The 20,513-nt window shown below is 51.1% G+C and carries 22 protein-coding genes and 1 tRNA gene; 16 read left to right on the forward strand and 7 right to left on the reverse strand.

The window, feature by feature from the left end:
* The first annotated feature begins 8 nt into the window (after positions 1-8).
* The 6 genes from gluQRS to panD all read left to right on the forward strand — a co-directional run bounded on the left by gluQRS (position 9) and on the right by panD (position 5,343).
* A complete protein-coding gene (gene gluQRS, locus DCX48_07595; GenBank protein ID QXE14390.1) occupies positions 9-977 on the forward strand; it encodes a tRNA glutamyl-Q(34) synthetase GluQRS in 969 nt (322 codons plus the stop codon).
* A gap of 138 nt (positions 978-1,115) precedes the next feature.
* Complete coding sequence (locus DCX48_07600) at positions 1,116-2,528, forward strand: polynucleotide adenylyltransferase (protein ID QXE17178.1); 1,413 nt, start codon at positions 1,116-1,118, stop codon at positions 2,526-2,528.
* Entirely contained in the window at positions 2,528-3,025 is a 498-nt protein-coding gene (gene folK, locus DCX48_07605; GenBank protein ID QXE14391.1) for a 2-amino-4-hydroxy-6-hydroxymethyldihydropteridine diphosphokinase, read from the forward strand. Before DCX48_07600 ends, folK begins: the two co-directional genes overlap by 1 nt.
* Before the next feature lie 116 nt (positions 3,026-3,141).
* Positions 3,142-3,936, forward strand: coding sequence for a 3-methyl-2-oxobutanoate hydroxymethyltransferase (gene panB, locus DCX48_07610; GenBank protein ID QXE14392.1), 795 nt, complete (start codon positions 3,142-3,144; stop codon positions 3,934-3,936).
* Positions 3,937-4,090: 154 nt separating this feature from the next.
* Positions 4,091-4,945, forward strand: a complete 855-nt coding sequence (locus DCX48_07615; protein ID QXE14393.1) for a pantoate--beta-alanine ligase — start codon at positions 4,091-4,093, stop codon at positions 4,943-4,945.
* A 17-nt stretch (positions 4,946-4,962) separates the two neighbouring features.
* Positions 4,963-5,343 carry an aspartate 1-decarboxylase gene (gene panD, locus DCX48_07620; protein QXE17179.1) on the forward strand — a complete coding sequence of 127 codons (381 nt, stop codon included), beginning with the start codon at positions 4,963-4,965 and terminating at the stop codon, positions 5,341-5,343.
* Between the two features lie 62 nt (positions 5,344-5,405).
* On the opposite strand, the gene DCX48_07625 is transcribed toward panD, so the two are convergent.
* Positions 5,406-6,176: an ABC transporter permease gene (locus DCX48_07625; protein ID QXE14394.1), complete on the reverse strand. Its 771-nt coding sequence runs from the start codon at positions 6,174-6,176 to the stop codon at positions 5,406-5,408.
* The gene (locus tag DCX48_07630) at positions 6,173-7,111 is read right to left on the reverse strand and encodes an ABC transporter ATP-binding protein (protein ID QXE14395.1); all 939 of its coding nucleotides are present in this window, start codon (positions 7,109-7,111) and stop codon (positions 6,173-6,175) included. The genes DCX48_07625 and DCX48_07630 overlap by 4 nt, the downstream gene beginning before the upstream one ends.
* A 262-nt stretch (positions 7,112-7,373) precedes the next feature.
* Here DCX48_07630 and DCX48_07635 point away from each other — a divergent pair, with 262 nt between their 5' ends.
* Positions 7,374-8,015, forward strand: a complete 642-nt coding sequence (locus DCX48_07635; GenBank protein ID QXE14396.1) for a carbonate dehydratase — start codon at positions 7,374-7,376, stop codon at positions 8,013-8,015.
* Between the two features lie 59 nt (positions 8,016-8,074).
* On the opposite strand, the gene DCX48_07640 is transcribed toward DCX48_07635, so the two are convergent.
* Positions 8,075-8,611: a hypoxanthine phosphoribosyltransferase gene (locus tag DCX48_07640; GenBank protein ID QXE14397.1), complete on the reverse strand. Its 537-nt coding sequence runs from the start codon at positions 8,609-8,611 to the stop codon at positions 8,075-8,077.
* A 149-nt stretch (positions 8,612-8,760) separates the two neighbouring features.
* Here DCX48_07640 and DCX48_07645 point away from each other — a divergent pair, with 149 nt between their 5' ends.
* Positions 8,761-9,195, forward strand: a complete 435-nt coding sequence (locus DCX48_07645) for a GNAT family N-acetyltransferase (GenBank protein ID QXE14398.1) — start codon at positions 8,761-8,763, stop codon at positions 9,193-9,195.
* Here the strand turns inward: DCX48_07645 and DCX48_07650 are convergent, their stop codons facing one another.
* The gene (locus DCX48_07650) at positions 9,196-10,281 is read right to left on the reverse strand and encodes an ABC transporter ATP-binding protein (GenBank protein QXE14399.1); all 1,086 of its coding nucleotides are present in this window, start codon (positions 10,279-10,281) and stop codon (positions 9,196-9,198) included.
* Between the two features lie 4 nt (positions 10,282-10,285).
* Positions 10,286-11,971 carry an iron ABC transporter permease gene (locus tag DCX48_07655; protein ID QXE14400.1) on the reverse strand — a complete coding sequence of 562 codons (1,686 nt, stop codon included), beginning with the start codon at positions 11,969-11,971 and terminating at the stop codon, positions 10,286-10,288.
* A 369-nt stretch (positions 11,972-12,340) separates the two neighbouring features.
* On the opposite strand from DCX48_07655, the gene DCX48_07660 reads away from it, so the two are divergent.
* The 7 genes from DCX48_07660 (at position 12,341) to nrdF (ending at position 18,888) form a co-directional block, all read left to right on the forward strand.
* Positions 12,341-12,688 carry a hypothetical protein gene (locus DCX48_07660; GenBank protein ID QXE14401.1) on the forward strand — a complete coding sequence of 116 codons (348 nt, stop codon included), beginning with the start codon at positions 12,341-12,343 and terminating at the stop codon, positions 12,686-12,688.
* 108 nt (positions 12,689-12,796) lie between these two features.
* The gene (locus DCX48_07665; protein ID QXE14402.1) at positions 12,797-13,660 is read left to right on the forward strand and encodes a polyamine aminopropyltransferase; all 864 of its coding nucleotides are present in this window, start codon (positions 12,797-12,799) and stop codon (positions 13,658-13,660) included.
* A 45-nt stretch (positions 13,661-13,705) separates the two neighbouring features.
* Positions 13,706-14,500: an adenosylmethionine decarboxylase gene (locus DCX48_07670; protein ID QXE14403.1), complete on the forward strand. Its 795-nt coding sequence runs from the start codon at positions 13,706-13,708 to the stop codon at positions 14,498-14,500.
* A gap of 600 nt (positions 14,501-15,100) precedes the next feature.
* Positions 15,101-15,340 (forward strand): glutaredoxin-like protein NrdH, encoded by a 240-nt coding sequence (nrdH, locus tag DCX48_07675; protein ID QXE14404.1) that lies wholly within the window; start codon positions 15,101-15,103, stop codon positions 15,338-15,340.
* A 9-nt stretch (positions 15,341-15,349) separates the two neighbouring features.
* Positions 15,350-15,757 carry a class Ib ribonucleoside-diphosphate reductase assembly flavoprotein NrdI gene (gene nrdI, locus DCX48_07680; GenBank protein ID QXE14405.1) on the forward strand — a complete coding sequence of 136 codons (408 nt, stop codon included), beginning with the start codon at positions 15,350-15,352 and terminating at the stop codon, positions 15,755-15,757.
* Entirely contained in the window at positions 15,736-17,901 is a 2,166-nt protein-coding gene (gene nrdE, locus DCX48_07685; protein QXE14406.1) for a class 1b ribonucleoside-diphosphate reductase subunit alpha, read from the forward strand. Before nrdI ends, nrdE begins: the two co-directional genes overlap by 22 nt.
* A 24-nt stretch (positions 17,902-17,925) precedes the next feature.
* Complete coding sequence (gene nrdF / locus DCX48_07690) at positions 17,926-18,888, forward strand: class 1b ribonucleoside-diphosphate reductase subunit beta (GenBank protein ID QXE14407.1); 963 nt, start codon at positions 17,926-17,928, stop codon at positions 18,886-18,888.
* Positions 18,889-19,007: 119 nt separating this feature from the next.
* Here nrdF and DCX48_07695 read toward each other — a convergent pair.
* Together DCX48_07695 and DCX48_07700 are read right to left on the reverse strand one after the other, a co-directional pair.
* A tRNA-Asp gene (locus DCX48_07695) sits at positions 19,008-19,084 on the reverse strand.
* A gap of 171 nt (positions 19,085-19,255) precedes the next feature.
* Positions 19,256-19,993 carry a DNA polymerase III subunit epsilon gene (locus DCX48_07700; GenBank protein ID QXE14408.1) on the reverse strand — a complete coding sequence of 246 codons (738 nt, stop codon included), beginning with the start codon at positions 19,991-19,993 and terminating at the stop codon, positions 19,256-19,258.
* Positions 19,994-20,048: 55 nt separating this feature from the next.
* Between DCX48_07700 and DCX48_07705 the strand changes: the two genes are divergently transcribed.
* Positions 20,049-20,513: a ribonuclease HI gene (locus DCX48_07705; GenBank protein QXE14409.1), complete on the forward strand. Its 465-nt coding sequence runs from the start codon at positions 20,049-20,051 to the stop codon at positions 20,511-20,513.

Genomic DNA, 20,513 nt, shown 5'->3' on the forward strand with positions numbered 1-20,513 from the left:
AACCTATTATGTCTGTGACCGATTGTTTTACCCAAATTAATAGTTTTACCCAAATTAATCATTTTACCGAAACTCATCGTTATGTCGGGCGTTTTGCTCCCTCTCCCTCTGGTGACCTGCATTTTGGCTCACTGATCGCTGCACTAGGTAGTTATCTTCAGGCTCGTTCCCAACAAGGGCGCTGGCTGGTACGCATTGAAGACATCGATCCTCCACGGGAAATTCCCGGGGCTGCTTCCCGCATACTCGCACAGTTAGAACACTACGGCCTGTACTGGGACGGCGATGTGGTTTATCAGTCACAGCACCATGCGCGTTACCGCGAAATTCTTCAGCAGCTTCAACAACAGGGAATGAGCTATTACTGCACCTGTACGCGTAGCCGTATTCAGCAGTTGGGTGGGCGCTATGACGGCTATTGCCGAACGCGCAACCTGTCAGCCGACAACGCCGCGCAACGCCTGCGACAGACGACACCAGTATTTCACTTTCACGATAAATTGCGAGGCAACCTGTATGCCGACAAGACCCTCGCTCAGGAGGATTTTATTATCCACCGTCGCGACGGGCTGTTTGCCTATAATCTGGCCGTCGTCATCGACGATAACGATCAGGGTATTACGGAGATCGTGCGCGGCGCCGATCTTATCGAACCGACAGTTCGGCAAATTTCGCTCTATCAACAGTTGGATTATGCAATTCCCACTTATGTCCACCTGCCGCTGGTTCTGAACACCGAGGGAAATAAGCTTTCCAAACAGAATCACGCACCCGCACTGCCGGACAGCGATCCACGTCCCGTGCTGCTTGCTGCGCTGCAATTTTTAAATCAACCACTGCCGGAAAATGGCCAAGAGATGACGCTTTCAGCGCTTCTGGCATGGTCCGTCGCACATTGGTCCCTTAATATCGTCCCGTTACAGGCGGCAATAAACACATCCACGTTCACATCGGCATTCTCAAAGGGGCCTTGGTGAGCTATGATTAGCCGCTATTTTTAGTGACGCGCATCCTTAACCGTCACTTTTGCAGGCCGCCGCCGGGGCGATATCAAAGACGCCTTCCGGAAGTTTTTTACTGTGCCGTTGATTTATCCATCACTATCGAGGTGTATTATCTTTTCCCGAGTTGCTAATTTTTGTCGTAAAGTACTGAATCGTGAGAACGAAATGGTCCAATCAGAGGAACCGCGTCAGCATCTGACGGTAATCCCGCGTGACCAACATACTATTTCACGCAGTGACATCAGCGATAATGCGCTGAAAGTACTTTATCGCCTGAACAAAGCGGGCTACGAAGCTTATCTGGTTGGCGGCGGCGTACGCGATCTGCTGCTGGGTAAAAAGCCGAAGGATTTTGATATCACCACTAACGCCACGCCCGATCAGGTGCGCAAGTTATTCCGCAACTGTCGTTTGGTAGGGCGTCGTTTCCGTCTCGCACATATTATGTTCGGGCCCGAGGTGATTGAAGTTGCTACATTCCGCGGTCACCATGAACAGCATCAGGAACAGCAAGAAGCCAAAAACTCTTCTCAGCAGGCTCAGAGCGGCATGCTGCTGCGCGACAACATTTTCGGATCGGTTGAAGAAGACGCCCAACGCCGCGATTTTTCTATCAATAGCCTCTATTACAGTATTTCTGATTTCAGCGTACGCGATTATACCAATGGCCTGAACGATCTCCGCCAGGGTGTCATTCGCATGATTGGCGATCCTGAAACGCGCTACCGTGAAGATCCGGTGCGTATGCTGCGTGCCGTCCGTTTCGCTGCCAAGTTGAACATGACCGTCAGCCCGGAAACCGCCGAACCGATTCCTCGTCTGGCCGCGCTGCTGCATGATATTCCTGCGGCGCGGATGTTTGAGGAATCGCTGAAGCTGCTTCAGTCAGGCTATGGCTACCCAACGTATAAAATGCTGTGTGAATACCAGCTGTTCCAGCCGCTTTTCCCACTGCTGAGCCGCCATTTCACACCAAACAGCGATTCCACGCTGGAACGCATGGTTGCACAAGTGCTGAAAAACACCGATCAGCGTCTGCAAAACGATATGCGGGTGAATCCGGCATTTTTGTTCTCCGCCATGCTGTGGTATCCGCTGATTGAACATGCGCAAAAGCTGGCACAGGAAAGTGGTCTGGCCTACTTAGATGCGTTCGCGCTGGCAATGAACGATGTGCTGGACGAACAATGCCGTTCTCTGGCGATCCCTAAGCGTATTACCTCTTTAGTCCGCGATATCTGGCAACTGCAAATGCGCCTGTCTCGTCGTCAGGGTAAACGCGCTTATAAACTGATGGAGCATCCTAAATTCCGCGCCGCGTATGACCTTCTTTGCCTGCGCGCCGAGATTGAAAACCATCAGGAGCTGCTGCGTCTGGCTCAGTGGTGGGGAGAATTCCAAGTTGCGGCCCCGCCGCGTCAGCAAAATATGCTTAAATCGCTGGATGATGGCCCGACACCACATCGTCGCTCCCGCCCTCGTCGACCGCGTAAACCTACGACAGCACGCAGGGATCAACCCTGATGACACGCGTGTATCTGGCGCTGGGCAGCAATCTTGCCCAGCCTTTGCAACAGGTACGCGCCGCACTGGCTGCGCTGGATGCGATTCTACAGACTCGCGTCATTCGCTGTTCCTCGTTTTATCGTAGTCGCCCGCTCGGCCCGCAGGATCAACCGGATTATCTTAATGCCGTCGTTGAGTTGGAAACTACATTAGCCGCCGAGTCGTTGCTCGATTGCACACAGGCTATCGAGCTGGAACAAGGTCGCGAACGTAAGGCGCACCGCTGGGGTCCGCGCACGTTGGATTTGGACATTCTGCTGTTCGGTGATGCCATCATCCAGACAGAACGCCTGACGGTGCCGCATTACGACATGAAAAATCGTGAGTTCATGCTCTATCCGCTCGTAGAAATCGCCCCTGAACTGACGTTCCCCGACGGCGAAACACTCACTCAACGGTTAACCGATGTCGACCGCAATGGTCTGACATTGTGGGACAACAGCAATCCCGCCTAAGCCATATTAAAGCCTGCCTACAAGCAGATTGAAGCATGGCGGGTATATCGCTACACGTCGGCTTACATTAGAATGTTCCCCTTGATTCTTCGCCCTATTGACATAGGAAGACCGTCATGAAACCGACGACTATCTCCCACTTGCGCCAATGGAAACAAGAGCAGCGAAAATTCGCTACGATAACGGCTTACGATGCCAGCTTCTCTCGTTTGTTTTTTGAACAAGGCATTCGCGTGATGCTGGTGGGTGACTCTCTGGGAATGACCGTGCAAGGTCACGACTCCACACTGCCCGTGACCACACACGACATCGTTTACCATACACAGTGTGTCCGCCGTGGCGCACCGCTGGCACTGGTTCTCTCCGATATGCCTTTTATGACCTACGCCACGCCGGAACAAACATTCAGCCAGGCAGCAGAACTGATGCGCGCTGGGGCGAATATGGTGAAGCTGGAAGGCGGAAGCTGGCTTGCCCCAACGGTAAAAATGCTGACTGAACGTGCCGTGCCGGTTTGCGGTCATCTGGGTCTGACTCCGCAGTCCGTTAACATCTTCGGTGGCTATAAAATTCAGGGCCGCAGCGAAAGCGATGCCAATCAGCTGCTGGCCGATGCTCTTGCGCTTGAAGAAGCAGGTGCTCAGTTGCTCGTGCTGGAATGCGTGCCTGTCGCGCTGGCCAAACGTGTAACAGAAGCGCTGTCTATTCCCGTGATCGGCATTGGCGCAGGCAACGTCACCGACGGGCAGATTCTGGTCATGCATGATGCTTTAGGCATTACCGGCGACAGCACGCCTAAGTTTGCCAAGAATTTTCTGGCGCAAAGCGGTGATATTCGCACGGCGGTACGCCTGTATTCACAAGAAGTCGAACAGGGTATCTACCCAGCCGAAGAACATTCATTTCATTAATCTAATGCTGGTTACTGAAACGTGAATTTAGGGGGAAACACGGTAATGAGGTTCCTGCAGGGATGCCTCACACAGTGGTAGCCCCCGAGATCTCGGGCCTAAACGATCGGCATTCATTCCACTAGTCAGGCTATTGTTGTTAAGGAGTATCGGTGTGTTGATTATCGAAACCCCTCTGCTGCTGCGCCGCGAAGTCCGTCGCTGGCGTCAGGAAGGGAAACGTATTGCTTTGGTTCCCACCATGGGTAATTTGCATGATGGGCACATGACGCTGGTCGATGAAGCCAGAGCGCGCGCCGACATCGTTATTGCCAGCGTTTTTGTCAATCCCATGCAGTTTGAGCGGCCAGATGATTTAGCCCGCTACCCCCGAACGTTGCAGGAAGACTGCGAGAAACTGAACCGCCGTGGTGCCGATCTGGTTTTCGCACCGAGCCCAGATGTGATATACCCAAATGGACTGGAGTCGCAAACGTTTGTCGATGTCCCCGGCCTGTCTTCTATGTTGGAAGGTGCCAGCCGTCCCGGTCATTTCCGAGGCGTAGCCACCATCGTTAGCAAGCTGTTCAATCTGGTACAGCCGGATTTAGCCTGCTTCGGTGAGAAAGATTACCAGCAGTTAGCGCTGATTCGGCAGCTTGCCCGCGATATGGGCTATGACATTGATATCGTTGGCGTCCCTATCGTGCGAGCAAAAGACGGTTTGGCATTAAGTTCACGTAATGGCTATCTCAGTGCTGAAGAGCGCCAACTGGCACCACAACTTTATCAGTTGATGATGGCGCTTTCGGCGCAGTTGGACAACGGCGATCGCCAGATAGATATATTGCTGGAGCAGGTAGCTGAGAAGCTGCGCGAAGCAGGCTTTACGCCTGATGAACTGTTTATCTGTGATGCTGATACGCTGCAACCGCTAAGCGCTGCCAGCACGCGTGCTGTGATTTTGATGGCTGCCTGGTTAGGCAAGGCTAGATTGATTGATAACCACCAGGTCGATTTGACTGTATGAACCGAGGTAACAAAGCGATGATACGTACCATGCTGCAAGGCAAGCTGCACCGGGTGAAAGTAACTCAGGCTGACTTGCATTATGAAGGCTCTTGCGCCATCGATCAGGATTTTATGGATGCCGCAGGCATTCTGGAATACGAAGCGATTGATATCTACAACGTTGATAACGGTCAGCGTTTCTCTACCTACGCCATTGCAGGCGAAAGAGGCTCACGCATTATCTCCGTGAACGGCGCCGCCGCTCGCTGCGCCTGCGTAGGCGACAAGCTGATTATCTGTTCCTACGTGCAGATGTCGGACGAACAAGCCAGAAGCCACAGCCCTAAGGTTGCCTATTTCTCTGGCGAGAATGAGCTACAACGTCAGGCCAAAGCCATTCCGGTCCAGGTCGCCTGATCGCTTTATCGATAAGCAAAAGGCGGTGTCACCACCGCCTTCTCATTTACAGAATTGACACACTACGTCCGCAACCCACGTCCGCGTTCAATCAGCCACCAGACTAGTAAATAAAACACTACGATAAAGGCAATCAGCACCGACATCGTGAACAGTAGCGGCACATCCTGAATCCCGAGGAAGCCATAGCGGAAACCACTAATCATGTACACCACCGGGTTCAGTTTGGAAACAGCCTGCCAGACAGGCGGCAGCAGCGTTAACGAGTAGAACACGCCGCCCAGATAGGTCAGCGGCGTCAACACAAACGTCGGAATCAGGCTGATATCATCAAAGGTTTTCGCAAACACCGCATTCAGTAATCCCGCCAGCGAGAATAGCGTTGCCGTCAGTAACAGCGTCAGAACAATGACCCACCAGGCATGAACATGCAAAGGAACGAAGAACAGCGACACGGCGGTAACCAATACCCCGACGCACACGCCACGCGCGATCCCCCCGCCAATATAACCCGCAATAATCACATGAGTCGGCACCGGCGCGACCAGCAGTTCTTCAATATTGCGTTGAAACTTGGCGCTGAAAAAGGAGGAAGCTACGTTGGCATACGCGTTGGTAATCACCGCCATCATGATCAGGCCCGGCACGATAAACTGCATGTAAGTGAAACCGTGCATTTCACCAATACGTGAGCCGATCAGGTTGCCGAAAATAATAAAGTACAGCGTCATGGTGATCACTGGCGGCACCAGAGTTTGAATCCAGATCCGCCCAAATCGGGTCACTTCTTTAACCCAGATACTCTGTAGCGCTACCCAATACAAATGCATCATGCCTTTTCTCCCTTACCGTTCACCCCGTCCCCATTAACCAACGAGACAAACAGCTCTTCCAGCCGGTTAGCTTTATTGCGCATACTCAATATTGTTATCCCTTGCGCGCTTAGCTGACTGAATAACGCGTTCAGTCCTTGCTCGCGCATCACATCCACTTCCAGCGTTGACGTATCCGTCAGGCGGAACGCATAACCCTCAATCTGTGGTAGCGGGCTTTTCGCCGCCAGATCGAAAATAAACGTTTCTGATTTCAGTTGAGCAAGCAACTGCTTCATCGAGGTATTCTCCACCAGCTCTCCCCGCTGGATGATCCCGATGTTGCGGCACAGCATTTCCGCTTCTTCCAGATAGTGCGTCGTCAGGATAATCGTGGTGCCCTGCGCATTCAGCTCCTTCAAAAAGCCCCACATGGAGCGGCGTAGTTCGATATCCACGCCCGCAGTGGGTTCATCAAGAATCAGCAGTTTAGGCTCATGCATTAACGCACGCGCAATCATCAGGCGACGCTTCATACCACCGGACAACATCATCGCTTTTTCGTCGCGTTTTCCCCACAAATCCAGCTGTTTAAGGTATTTTTCCGCACGCGGCAACGCATCCTGACGTTTCACGCCATAGTAACCCGCCTGATTAACTACAATCTGCAATACCGTCTCGAAAGGATTGAAGTTAAATTCCTGGGGGACCAACCCCAGCTGGCGCTTCGCATTCACTTTATCCAGCTCAAGATCGTAGCCAAAGACGCGAACTTTACCGGCGGTTTTGTTCACCAACGAGCTGATAATCCCAATCGTAGTGGACTTTCCTGCGCCATTCGGCCCCAGTAGCGCATAGAAATCCCCCGCCTCCACGTTCAGGTCGATCCCCCGTAACGCCTTGACGCCTCCCGCATAAGTTTTGGTTAGTTGCGCCAGTTCCAGTGCATATGTCATAAGAAATGGATTGCCTTATTATCAGTGAGTTCTACAGATTCGAAGTGTGACAAATAAATACTCTAAATAATTCAAGTTTCAGGAAGGCGGCAAGAGAAGGAATCCCGATGAGCTTACTCAAGTAAGTGATTCGGGTGAGTGAACGCAGCCAACGCACATGCAACTTGAAGTATGACGAGTATAAACTATCGTTTTTCAAACGACGTATGTTGCCTTATATTACTCCCCACTGCCCCTTGTTTGTCACAGGTCATTTACTTTCATGAAAGAAATTGAAACGCTCATCGCGAACAACCAGCTTTGGTCTAAAACGATGGTGGAAGAGGATCCTGGCTATTTTGAACGACTGGCGCAGGCACAACGACCCCGTTTTCTATGGATTGGATGCTCGGACAGTCGCGTACCTGCGGAAAGTCTGACCAGCCTTGAGCCTGGTGAACTGTTTGTTCACCGTAACGTCGCAAATCTGGTCATTCACACCGATCTCAATTGCCTGTCAGTTGTACAGTATGCTGTCGAAGTTCTCGAAGTCGAACACATCATCATCTGCGGCCACTACGGCTGCGGCGGTGTTCAGGCGGCGGTGGAAAACCCAGAGTTGGGTTTGATTAACAACTGGCTGCTGCATATCCGTGATTTGTGGTACAAGCATAGTTCGCTGCTGGGGGAATTGCCTCCCGAACAGCGCCTGAATACACTCTGCGAAATCAACGTTGTCGAGCAGGTTTATAACCTCGGCCACTCCACGATCATGCAGTCCGCATGGAAGCGTGGGCAGAAAGTCACGATCCACGGTTGGGTTTACGGTATTCAGGATGGCCGTCTGCGCGATCTGGAAGTGACTGCGACCAATCGGGAGACGCTAGAACAGCGTTATCGCCGCGCGATTTCCACCCTGTCTTGATTCGCTGCCCGACGCCCACTCGCTGGGCGTCGCTCACCGCATCGGCCTTATCTTGACCATTATTCTTGCGGAACAACCTTACCGACGTAAGGTAAATGGCGGTAGTGCTGAGCATAGTCGATGCCGTAACCCACGACGAACTCATCAGGGATCGAGAACCCAACCCATTCCACTTTAACCGCAACTTCACGGCGCTCTGGTTTGTCCAGCAGCGTACAGATAGCCAATGATTTCGGCTCACGCAGTTGCAGAATTTCCCGCACTCGGCTCAGCGTATTGCCCGAGTCGATGATATCTTCAACGATCAATACGTCTTTACCGCGAATATCTTCATCCAAATCTTTCAGGATTTTAACATCGCGCGTACTGTTCATACCGCTGCCATAGCTGGATGCCGTCATAAAATCCACTTCGTGAGGGACATCGATCGCCCGGCACAAATCAGCCATAAAGATAAACGATCCGCGCAAGAGCCCCACCAGTACCATATCGCTGCCGCTATCACGGTAATGTTCGCTGATCTGTTGCCCCAGTTCGGTAACCCGCGCCATCACTTCCTGTTCAGAAATCATGACTTCCACGGTATGTTTCATCATACTGATAACTCTTTGAAGTAAGGTATTCAGCATCATCGACAAAATGACAAACTCATTATCGATGATGCGCCAATGCTGACGTTTAAATCAGTCTGGGCAGTGCCCAAGCGCGCGAAGTATATCAGAAACCACACCATGAAGGAGACATCATGAGCACACCACCCGTGGATGTTTGCTACAAAGTGAACGCCCCGCTTTCCAGCCAGCAGTTCGTTGAGCTATTAGCGAAAACCTCATTGGGACCGCGTCGCCCGCTGGATGATGAGACGGCGATTACAGGTATGCTTAAGCACGCCAACCTGCTGGTTTCCGCATGGCAAGGGGAGACACTGGTTGGCATTGCGCGCAGCGTGACAGATTTTCATTTTTGCTGTTATCTGTCCGATCTGGCGGTGTCAGACGACTTTCAGCATGCGGGGATAGGGAAGAAGCTGATTCAACAAACCGCTCAGCAGCTGGGGAAAGGCTGCAAAATCATTTTGCTGGCCGCACCGCTGGCGGTGGATTACTACCCGAAATTAGGATTTGAAAAGCACAACAGCGCCTGGCTCATGGCTGCATCAGATCTGCACTCAGAGGCGTAATCATTTCATTTCGGGGCTTTCAGCCGTATTGTTGACGGTCGGTAAAGCAGGATACAAGACTGGAGGATCCGTCTTAATGCTTAAACGCACCTGCTGTCCTGGTTCAAACCAGTTGCCGGTCTGCACCAGCAGCATCAGTTCTCCCAGCTTCACCCGATACAAGTTTGATGTGCCCATAAATAATCGATCTTCGATCGACGCAGGACCATCGGGATCGAGCGCAAGCGCCACATCTGCCGGACGCACCATCCAATCGCACGGCGAATCGATCGACTGGTTGAGCGGATGTGTCGCGTGATGATCGCCCAATGGGCTCTGCCATTGATGGTCGCTCATAATTTTCACGGGTAAATAGTTCGTATTCCCCATAAAATCAGCGACAAAGCGGCTGTTCGGGCGGTGGTACAGTTCGGATGGATAACCCTGCTGCATAATCTTCCCTTCATCCAGCAGAATTAGATGGTCGGCGCAGGCAAAGGCTTCCTCTCGGTTGTGTGTAGCAAAAACCGCCGCGACATGGCGCTGTTTGAGAACCTGCCGCAACTCAGTGATCAGGCGATAACGAGTCTGGCTGTCCAAACCGGGAAATGGCTCGTCCAGCAACAGCAGTTTTGGTTCACAGGCCAGCGCACGGGCAATCGCCAAACGCTGTTGCTGTTCATTAGATAGCTCGTGTGGATAACGCGCAGCGACATCGTCCAGTTGCAACAGCGCCAGCATCTCCGCACAGATTGGCTTCACCTCGCTTTCCGGGCGGCCATATAAACCAAACGCAATGTTGCCTTCCACGGTTAGATGCGGAAAAAGCGCGTAATCCTGAAAAATCAGTCCAACCTGACGTCGTTCAGGCAAGACGTATTCCTGCGGTGAGCTGATGGGCTCTCCCTCCAGCAAGATCTTGCCCTGAGTAATCGGCAGCAGGCCCGCGATCACCTGCAATAGCGCCGTTTTACCGCTACCGTTCCTACCCAGCAGACAGATAGTCTCATCATCGCGCACGGCAAATGAGATGTTCTCCAACACAGGAGACTGCTGCAACGAACAACTTACCGCCTGAACGCTCAGAATATCTATCGACGCGGCCATGTGATTATCCTTTTATATTCAGTGCGCGATTCAGCCAGAAAACCGGTATCAGCCCCACCGCGACTAACACCAGCGCAGGAAAAGCAAATGACGCAGCCTGCTCACTCGCCGTAAAGCGAAAAACATACGTTGCCAACGTATCAATCCCAAAAGGACGCAGCAGCAGCGAGATATTCAGCTCTTTCATGCTTTCCGTGAAGATCAACAACGCTCCGATGAACACACTGCGGCGCAACAGCGGAATATGCACGCGTGACCAGCGGCTAAGGGGAGAAGCCCCCAGAACAAGACTCGCGCTGTCCAGCGACCTTGGAATCGCTTCCATACTGCGCTCAAGACTGTCCAGCATCAGGCGTCCAAATTTAACGCTGTAGGCAACCATGAGAATAAATAGCGACCCGGCCAGCAAAGCATCCGCAGTGGGCAGCCCAGCTGCGCTGGCAAGGAAATTAATCCCGCGATCCACCAGCGACAGTAAGGTAAATAGCCCAACGGCCAGTACCGCACCAGGTAAAGCAAAACTCAAACTAACCAACCGAACTGGCGTCTGATTGGCAAACACGCCAGCCGTGCGCGTGTAGAAGATAAATGACAGTGCCATTAGCGTAATGATGATGGTTGCCGTGGCTGACGCCAACAGGCTATTCATCACCGCGTGAAGAAACGCCATATCCCATATCGACATCATGTGTCGGATAGCGAGAAAGAGTAGATATAGAACCGGGAGCAGGAACGCCAGACAAACGACACCCCAGCAATAACTGCGAACCGCCCTGCTGCGCCACCCGCCCAATGCAGGCGGAATGCTCAGAGAGGAATTTGCTTGAGCTTGATAAATTTTCTGCTTCCGACGCCAGAGATTAACCAGAAACATCAAGATAAAGATCGCGGGCAGAATCAACACACCAAGGCGCGCGGCCGCCCCCAAATCGCCCTGTCCCTGCCAGATATCCAGCACCTGTGTTGTCATGGTTGGAATACCTAGATAAGACGCCGCACCATAATCGCCCAGTGTCTCGACCACGACTAACGCACTACCGCAGGCAATCGCCGGCAGTGCAATAGGTAAACATAAGCGGCGGAATACCTGAGCGCGCGTCTGATTCAGTAAACGAGCTGAATGAATCAGACTGGCAGGCTGTTTCACCAGCGCCTCACGCACCAACAGGTAAATGTAGGGATACAACACCAGCGCCAGTACCAAACTCACGCAGCCGAGTGAAACGGGTAGCCCAGCAACGTGGAATTCTCCCCACGGCGATGCAATCAACAACCCTCCTTCCCGCAACCACAAGGAAAGATGACGTAACGCATCGGTATAAAGGTAGGCGAGCAGGAAAGCGGGCATCGCAAGCGGCAGGCAAAGCGCCCATTGCAACACGCGATGGCCGGGAAAGCGGTACATGGCGATAAACCAAGCCGAAGGCAGTCCAAACAGTAAACTGAAGAAAAGCGTGCCGATCGCGATGATCGCAGAATGTATCAGGTAGGTGGGTAAACCGAGTTGCCACAGTTGGGTAAATCCCAGCCCGCCGGCAAAAAAAGCCTGATAAAAAACCGTCGCTAAAGGAAGCAGCAACAGTCCCGCCAACAACCAACTACTGACGCGCCAGACACCGGAGATCATAGAATAAAAACTGTATTGGATGAGATCGCTGTTATTAATAACAGAGCCTGACAGCGGCGTCATCGTATCAAACAGCGATAAATAGGCTCTAATCCTGCGATTAACCCAAGATGATTTTCATCACTTAGCATCGATAAAATAAATACTATTTATTTCAACAAATTATGCTTGTACGTCTTTAATCTTCTCAGCGCGCGTTTTTTATCGCCATCGCCTAAATAATTCAAGTTACAGAGTAAAACGTGAGTATTTTGAACAACGCAAAGCGTGAGTCCGACAAGATGAGGTCCACGGATGAGTAAAGTAACAAGACCAACGCCCATACAGCTTGAAGAATAACGGGGGATATCAGATGTTTCCCGTAAGAAAATTTGGAACCTCATGGGATATCTGTGATAACGTCATCTGACGATATTTGGAACAGGTTCAACCATGAAAAACTCTGCGCTGGCTCTGCTCCTGCTAAGCCTGATGAGCTTCTCTTCCGCCAGCAAGGCGCTGAATGAATTTGAAGCGGAAGATCTGGCCGATCTGACCGCAATCTTTGTTTATCTGAAAAACCACTGTGGCTATCAAGACCTGCCGAATGAACAGATTCGTCGAACGCTGGTTGCATTTGCTCAGCAGAATCGCTGGGACCTCAGCAACTACAACGCTTACGACATGACGGCGATGGGTGAAGACAGCTATCGCGACCTCAGTAAAATCGCTATCCCGACACCGAAGAAATGTCAGTCTCTGGCACGTAATTCACTTGGTTTGCTCTCCTACGCGCAGTAATTTCCCCGCACCTCCGCACTGACTGAAATTTGACCGTGCAAGCGGCAAAAGAGTCGGCTATGATGGCGCGCCAATTTTCATGGCTGTTATCGCGGAGGAAGCCCTAACATGTCCCAGAAAGAAATTTGGTATGAAACCCTGCATGCCAACTTTGGTCAGTATTTTTCGGTCGATCGCGTGCTATATCACGAGAAGACCGATCATCAAGATCTCATCATCTTTGAAAACGATGCATTAGGCCGCGTGATGGCGCTTGACGGCGTGGTGCAAACCACCGAACGCGATGAGTTCATCTATCACGAAATGCTCACCCACGTCCCTCTTCTGTCACACGGCAACGCCAAACGCGTACTGATTATCGGTGGCGGCGATGGCGGCATGCTGCGGGAAGTCAGCCGACACCACGGCGTCGAACAAATCACGATGGTGGAAATCGATGCTGGCGTGGTGGAATTTTGTCGCCAGTATTTGCCCAACCACAGCGCCGGTAGCTATGACGATCCGCGTTTTAATCTGGTGATTGATGACGGCGTTAACTTCGTCAGACAGTGCAGCGAAAAGTTTGACGTCATAATTTCCGATTGCACCGACCCCATCGGCCCCGGCGAAAGCCTGTTCACCTCAGATTTCTATCAGGGTTGTGCCCGCAGTCTGAACGAAGGCGGGATTTTTGTCGCTCAGAATGGCGTGTGTTTCCTGCAACAGGATGAAGCCATCGGCAGCCATAAAAAACTCAGCCACTATTTCAATGATGTCAGCTTTTATCAGGCCGCAATCCCGACTTACTACGGCGGCATTATGACTTTCGCCTGGGCCAGCAATAACCCGGCGCTGCGCCAGATGGACATCGTAACTCTGCGCCAACATTTCGCGCAATCAGGCATCACCTGTCGCTATTACACACCTGATGTTCACATCGGCAGCTTTGCCCTGCCACAGTATCTGTTGAGTGCGCTACAGAATGCGCAATAACCCATCACTTAGGGTAATCACACAACCACAAGGGGGTGACGTAAATTGCACAAGCTGAAGCTACACGGCTTTAACAACCTGACAAAAAGCCTGAGTTTTTGTATCTACGATATCTGTTACACCAAAACGGCCGACGATCGCGATGGTTATATCGCCTATATCGACGAACAATATAATGCTAACCGTTTAACAGAGATCCTCACTGAAACCTGCTCAATTATCGGTGCCAACGTTCTTAACATCGCGCGTCAGGACTATGATCCACAAGGCGCCAGCGTAACCATTTTGGTCAGCGAAGAACCTATCGATCCACGTGACGTGGATACCTCAGAACACCCAGGGCCGCTGCCCAACTCCGTCGTTGCACATCTGGATAAAAGCCATATCTGCGTTCATACCTACCCAGAAAGCCACCCCGAAGGCGGGCTTTGCACCTTCCGGGCAGATATCGAAGTTTCTACCTGTGGCGTGATTTCACCGCTGAAAGCGTTGAACTATCTCATCCACCAGCTTGAATCCGATATTGTGACTATTGACTATCGCGTGCGAGGATTCACCCGTGATATCAATGGAGTAAAACATTTCATCGATCACCAGATCAACTCTGTCCAAAACTTCATGTCCGAGGATATGAAGTCGCTCTATCACATGATGGACGTGAACGTGTATCAGGAAAATATCTTTCATACCAAGATGTTATTGAAAGACTTTGACCTCAAGCATTACCTGTTCAACGTCAACCCTGAAGAACTCAGCGCTGCCGAGCGGAAAAGAATTACCGATCTGCTGTATCACGAAATGCAGGAAATCTATTACGGCAGAAACCTGCCCGTCCTGTAATCGATCGCCAAAGGCAGCGTTGCTGTCTGATACTGATGACAAAGCCTGCCGGGCGGTAATAACGGATAGATCGTAAAGACGCTGTGAATACATCCCTGTACGCTCGAACCGCGACATCCTTGTCGCGGACGCTTTACTCTTCTATTCCGTTACTACCGTTTTCGTTCGGTAAATAAGTTTGTCGACAGCCTTTGGTAAATAGATCTCCTGAGACATCCGCGGCTATCAGACATTGTCATCAACCAGAATCACGGTTTTATTCTGATAGAGCAAAAGTCGCCCTTTCCATTTCCCCCTCCCTCCCTTTTCTTTTTTTCGCACACTATTTCGTCAAGAATGATACGCATCACATTTATTTATTTCTGCATTTTTTACTTGCATTCTCTAACGGCCTTGCCACATCTGGGTTCGCGGGAATTTGTATAAGGTCAACTAAAAATCATATATCTTGTGTGGTTGAAATATTAAATATCTACATCTAGTATTCCTTGTGTAGCCCTCGCGTAACAGGTCGCTACCCAGTGGATCGGTTCGGGTGCACATGCACTAAAGATAGCCGCTCCGACATACTTATTTCACGCCAAAGGGTAAATACGAATCATGCGTATTACTATTTTCACTAAGCCAGATTGTGTTCAATGCAACGCCACATGTCGAGCGCTGGATAAGCAAGGAATTAACTATCAACTGGTGGACTTAACTGAAGATGAACAGGCGTTACAGCAGGTAAGAGCGTTGGGCTATCAGCAAGTGCCCGTCGTGATGACGGCTAATGACCATTGGAGCGGCTTCCGCCCAGATAAGATCAGTACTCTGAACGCCGCCCTGCAATTGCAGTAAGGGGGCAATATGAACCCGCTGGTCTATTTCTCCAGCCAGTCGGAAAACACGCATCGCTTCATTTGCAGGGTTGATTTACCCGCCCTGAGAATCCCGATAGCGACAGAACAGCCTGCATTGAAAGTTGATCGCCCCTATATTCTGGTTGTCCCCAGCTACGGCGGAGGCAGCACGAAAGGGGCTGTGCCGCGTCAGGTCATCATCTTTCTCAACGATCCGCACAATCGCGCTTACCTGCGTGGCGTGATTGCCGCAGGCAATACCAATTTCGGTGCAGCGTACTGCATCGCCGGTGACATCATCGCGCAGAAGTGTCAGGTGCCCTACCTGTACCGCTTTGAATTGCTCGGCACAGCAGAAGACGTTGCAAATGTGCGTAAGGGAGTAACTGAATTTTGGCAACAACAGACCACGTGAGTGCAAAGGCAACCAAGGCCGACACAGATGCCCACTCGCTCGATTACCATGCGCTGAACGCGATGCTGAACCTCTACGACGCAGAGGGAAACATCCAGTTCGAGATGGATAAGCTCGCGGCACGCCGTTATTTCCTACAGCATGTGAACCAGAACACCGTGTTCTTCCACAATCTGGAAGAAAAGCTGCGTTATTTGGTTGAAGAGGGTTACTACGAAGCCGAAGTGCTGGACCAATATCACTTCGATTTCATCAAGAGTCTTTTCCAGCAGGCTTACGCTCACAAGTTTCGCTTTCAAACCTTTCTGGGAGCGTTCAAATACTACACTGGCTATACGCTCAAAACCTTTGACGGCAAACGCTATCTGGAACGCTATGAAGATCGTGTCTGCCTCGTAGCGCTGGCCCTCGCCAAAGGGGACACCACACTGGCTAGCGCGCTGGTCGACGAGATCATCAGCGGACGCTTTCAGCCCGCCACGCCCACGTTCCTCAACTGCGGTAAAAAGCAGCGCGGCGAGCTGGTCTCCTGCTTCCTGCTGCGTATCGAAGACAATATGGAGTCGATTGGTCGAGCGATAAACTCCGCACTTCAGCTCTCAAAACGCGGCGGCGGCGTGGCCTTCATGCTCAGTAACATCCGCGAAACCGGCGCACCAATCAAGCGTATCGAAAATCAGTCATCCGGCATTATTCCTATCATGAAAATGCTGGAGGATGCCTTTTCCTATGCTAACCAGCTTGGCGCGCGTCAGGGTGCTGGGGCAGTGTACCTCAATGCACACCACCCAGATATTCTGCGTTTTCTGGATACCAAGCGGGAAAATGCCGACGAGAAAATCCGTATCAAGACGCTGTCTTTGGGGGTAGTCATCCCTGATATCACGTTTCAGCTAGCCAAGAATAATCAGGTGATGTACCTGTTCTCACCTTATGATGTCGAGCAGGTTTATGGCGTGCCGCTGTCGGAAATTAGCGTGACCGAAAAATACCACGAAATGGTCAATGACAAGCGCATCCGTAAATCTCAAATCAAGGCACGCGACTTCTTCCAGATTCTCGCCGAGATCCAGTTCGAATCCGGTTATCCCTATATGATGTTTGAGGATACGGTGAACCGCGCGAATCCGATTCACGGCCGCATCAATATGAGCAACCTGTGTTCTGAGATTTTGCAGGTCAATGACGCCAGCCTGTACGACGACGATCTCGGCTATCGCCATATTGGCAAAGACATCTCCTGCAACCTCGGTTCGATGAATATCGCCAACGCGATGGCATCGCCCGATTTCGGCCAGACGGTTGAAATGGCGATCCGCGCGCTGACTGCCGTTTCCGATATGAGCCATATCAGCTCTGTGCCGTCTATCGAAAAAGGCAACGACGAATCGCACGCCATTGGTTTAGGTCAGATGAACCTGCACGGCTATTTGGCGAAAGAGCGGATTTTTTACGGTACAGAAGAAGCCGTCGATTTCACCAATATCTATTTCTACACTGTCGCTTTCCATGCGATTCGAGCATCAAATGCGCTAGCGATCGAGCGTAACCAACGCTTCTCGGGCTTTGAACTCTCTAAATACGCCACGGGCGAGTATTTTGATAAATACATCGAACAGCAGTGGGAACCAATAACAGCCCGCGCACGTGAACTATTTGAACAGGCTGGCATCCACATTCCCAACCAGCAGGACTGGGCAGCGCTGCGCGAATCCGTCATTGCACACGGTATTTATAACCAAAACTTGCAGGCTGTTCCACCGACCGGTTCGATTTCGTATATCAACCACTCAACGTCCAGCATCCACCCGATTGTGTCACGCATCGAAATTCGCAAAGAGGGCAAGATTGGTCGCGTCTACTACCCTGCCCCTTACATGAACAACGACAACCTAGAGTATTACCAGGATGCCTATGAGATCGGGCCGCAGAAGATCATCGATACCTACGCCGCCGCAACGCAGCACGTCGATCAGGGGCTGTCACTGACGCTATTTTTCCGCGATACCGCCACGACACGTGACATCAATAAAGCGCAGATCTACGCCTGGACCAAGGGCATTAAAACTATTTATTACATTCGCATACGGCAGATGGCGCTGGAAGGCACTGAAGTTCAGGGCTGTGTATCCTGTGCGCTATAAGCCATCGCGGAAGGAAATCGAAACATGACCGCACTCGCTCGCATCCAGGCGATTAACTGGAACAAAATTGAAGACGACAAAGATTTGGAAGTCTGGAACCGGCTAACGTCTAACTTCTGGTTACCTGAAAAGGTGCCGCTCTCGAACGATATTCCGTCGTGGAGCACGCTGAATACCCGCGAACGTCAGTTGACGATTCGTGTATTCACCGGTCTGACGCTGCTGGACACCATCCAAAATACGCTGGGTGCGCCAACGTTAATGCCCGATGCAGTAACGCCGCACGAAGAAGCCGTGCTGTCTAACATCAGCTTTATGGAAGCAGTGCACGCTCGCTCATACAGCTCCATTTTCTCGACGCTGTGCCTGACCAGCGAAGTGGATGATGCTTATCGCTGGAGTGAAGAGAACCCGGCCCTACAGAAAAAGTCAGATATTATTCTGTCGCACTATCGCAGCGACGACCCGCTGATGAAGAAAGTCGCCAGCGTGTTTCTGGAGTCGTTCCTGTTCTACTCTGGATTTTACCTGCCGATGTACTGGTCAAGCCGCGCCAAGCTTACCAATACGGCGGATTTGATCCGGCTTATCATTCGTGACGAAGCCGTACACGGCTACTATATTGGCTACAAATTCCAGAGAGCACTAGCAAAGGCCGATCCCGCTCGCCAGCAGCAGGTGAAAAACTTCGCTTACGACCTGCTACAGGATTTGTACGATAACGAGGTGCTGTATACGCAGGAACTCTATGACGGCGTGGGTTGGACAGAGGATGTGAAGAAATTCCTTCACTACAACGCAAACAAAGCATTGATGAATCTGGGCTATGAAGCGTTGTTCCCCGCCAGCATGACGGATGTGAATCCCGCGATTCTCTCGGCCCTATCACCAAATGCTGATGAGAACCACGACTTCTTTTCTGGCTCCGGCTCGTCTTATGTGATCGGTAAAGCCGTCAACACCGAAGACGAAGATTGGGATTTCTAAAAAAACGGCCACTGCGTTCTGGGTGGCCATTTTTTCTTCAAGCTATTTTCTACCGCTTTTTTATAAGGGCTATAAATGAAAAAACCCTGAATCATTGCTGATTCAGGGTCTTCAATAAGTGGCGGAACGGACGGGGCTCGAACCCGCGACCCCCTGCGTGACAGGCAGGTATTCTAACCAACTGAACTACCGCTCCACTCATGCTCACTGAGCGGGGTGAATACTAAGATGATGACACTATTACGTCAATGCTTTTTATAACTAACCGTTTCTGTTTGTTTATAATTTCATCTTACTGACTATTCTCTCACCCAAGACATCATCAAACTATCCATTTTGCTATGCAAAGGGCAACACTTCAGCGACATTATTCTGTTCGCCACAGGCAACTACCGCCTTTTTTAGCAACCAAATCCAGACGTTGTTCATGCGCGAGCAGCTCTGTTTCATCAGCGTAAAGCACCTTTAACGCCGATTGAGGGCGGACAATTCTCTGGATCGTTTCATTACTCTCATTCTGCCGCTGCGCTTCACCTTCCATCGAAAAAGTCAGAGAAGTTTGACCACCGGTCATCGCCAGATAAACTTCTGCCAGAATTTCGGCATCGAGCAATGCGCCGTGCAACGTACGCTTGCTGTTATCTATCAGATAGCGATCGCAGAGCGCATCCAAATTGTTACGCTTACCGGGAAAGATCTTCCGTGCCATAAACAGGCTATCGGTGATCTTACAGAACGTCTCCGTCTTGGGAATATTCCGGTTCAGCAACCGAAATTCGTAATCCATAAAGCCGATATCAAACGTTGCGTTATGAATGACCAACTCCGCGCCGCGGATAAAATCGAGAAAATCATCCGCAACATCAGCATACGTTGGTTTATCAGCAAGAAACTCATCGCTGATACCATGTATGTTATAGGCCTCTGGATCCACTAAACGATCGGGTTTGATGTAGACGTGAAAATGACGGCCAGTCAGGCGGCGGTTAATCACTTCGACCGCACCGATCTCGATAATTTTATGCCCTTCGTAGTGAACCCCCAGCTTATTCATACCGGTGGTTTCTGTATCCAGGACGATTTGTCGCGTAATTTCAGTGCTCATCGTTTTCGTTTATGTCAGACTTGCCGTTTTTAGCATAAGGGAGAGTCTACCAGAGATGCGCAAACAGGTAGAAATTTTCACCGACGGATCTTGTCTCGGTAATCCCGGCCCCGGCGGTTATGGCGCCGTGCTGCGCTACAAGCAGCACGAAAAAGCGTTGAGTGCAGGCTATCGTCTTACGACGAATAACAGAATGGAGTTGATGGCCGCTATTGCAGCGCTTGAAACACTGACCACCGACTGTGACATCGTACTCAGCACAGACAGTCAATATGTTCGTCAGGGTATCACCAGTTGGATTCATAACTGGAAAAAGCGTAGTTGGAAAACCGCTGACAAAAAGCCGGTCAAAAATGTCGATCTCTGGAAAAGGCTGGATACTGCGATTCAACGCCATTCCGTGCGTTGGGAATGGGTAAAAGGGCACGCTGGTCACCCAGAAAACGAGCGCTGCGATGAACTCGCTCGCGCTGCCGCCAGTGCGCCAACGCTTGATGACACCGGTTATCAGGCTGAATAA

The organism is Pectobacterium atrosepticum (assembly GCA_019056595.1).
GTDB lineage: Bacteria > Pseudomonadota > Gammaproteobacteria > Enterobacterales > Enterobacteriaceae > Pectobacterium > Pectobacterium atrosepticum.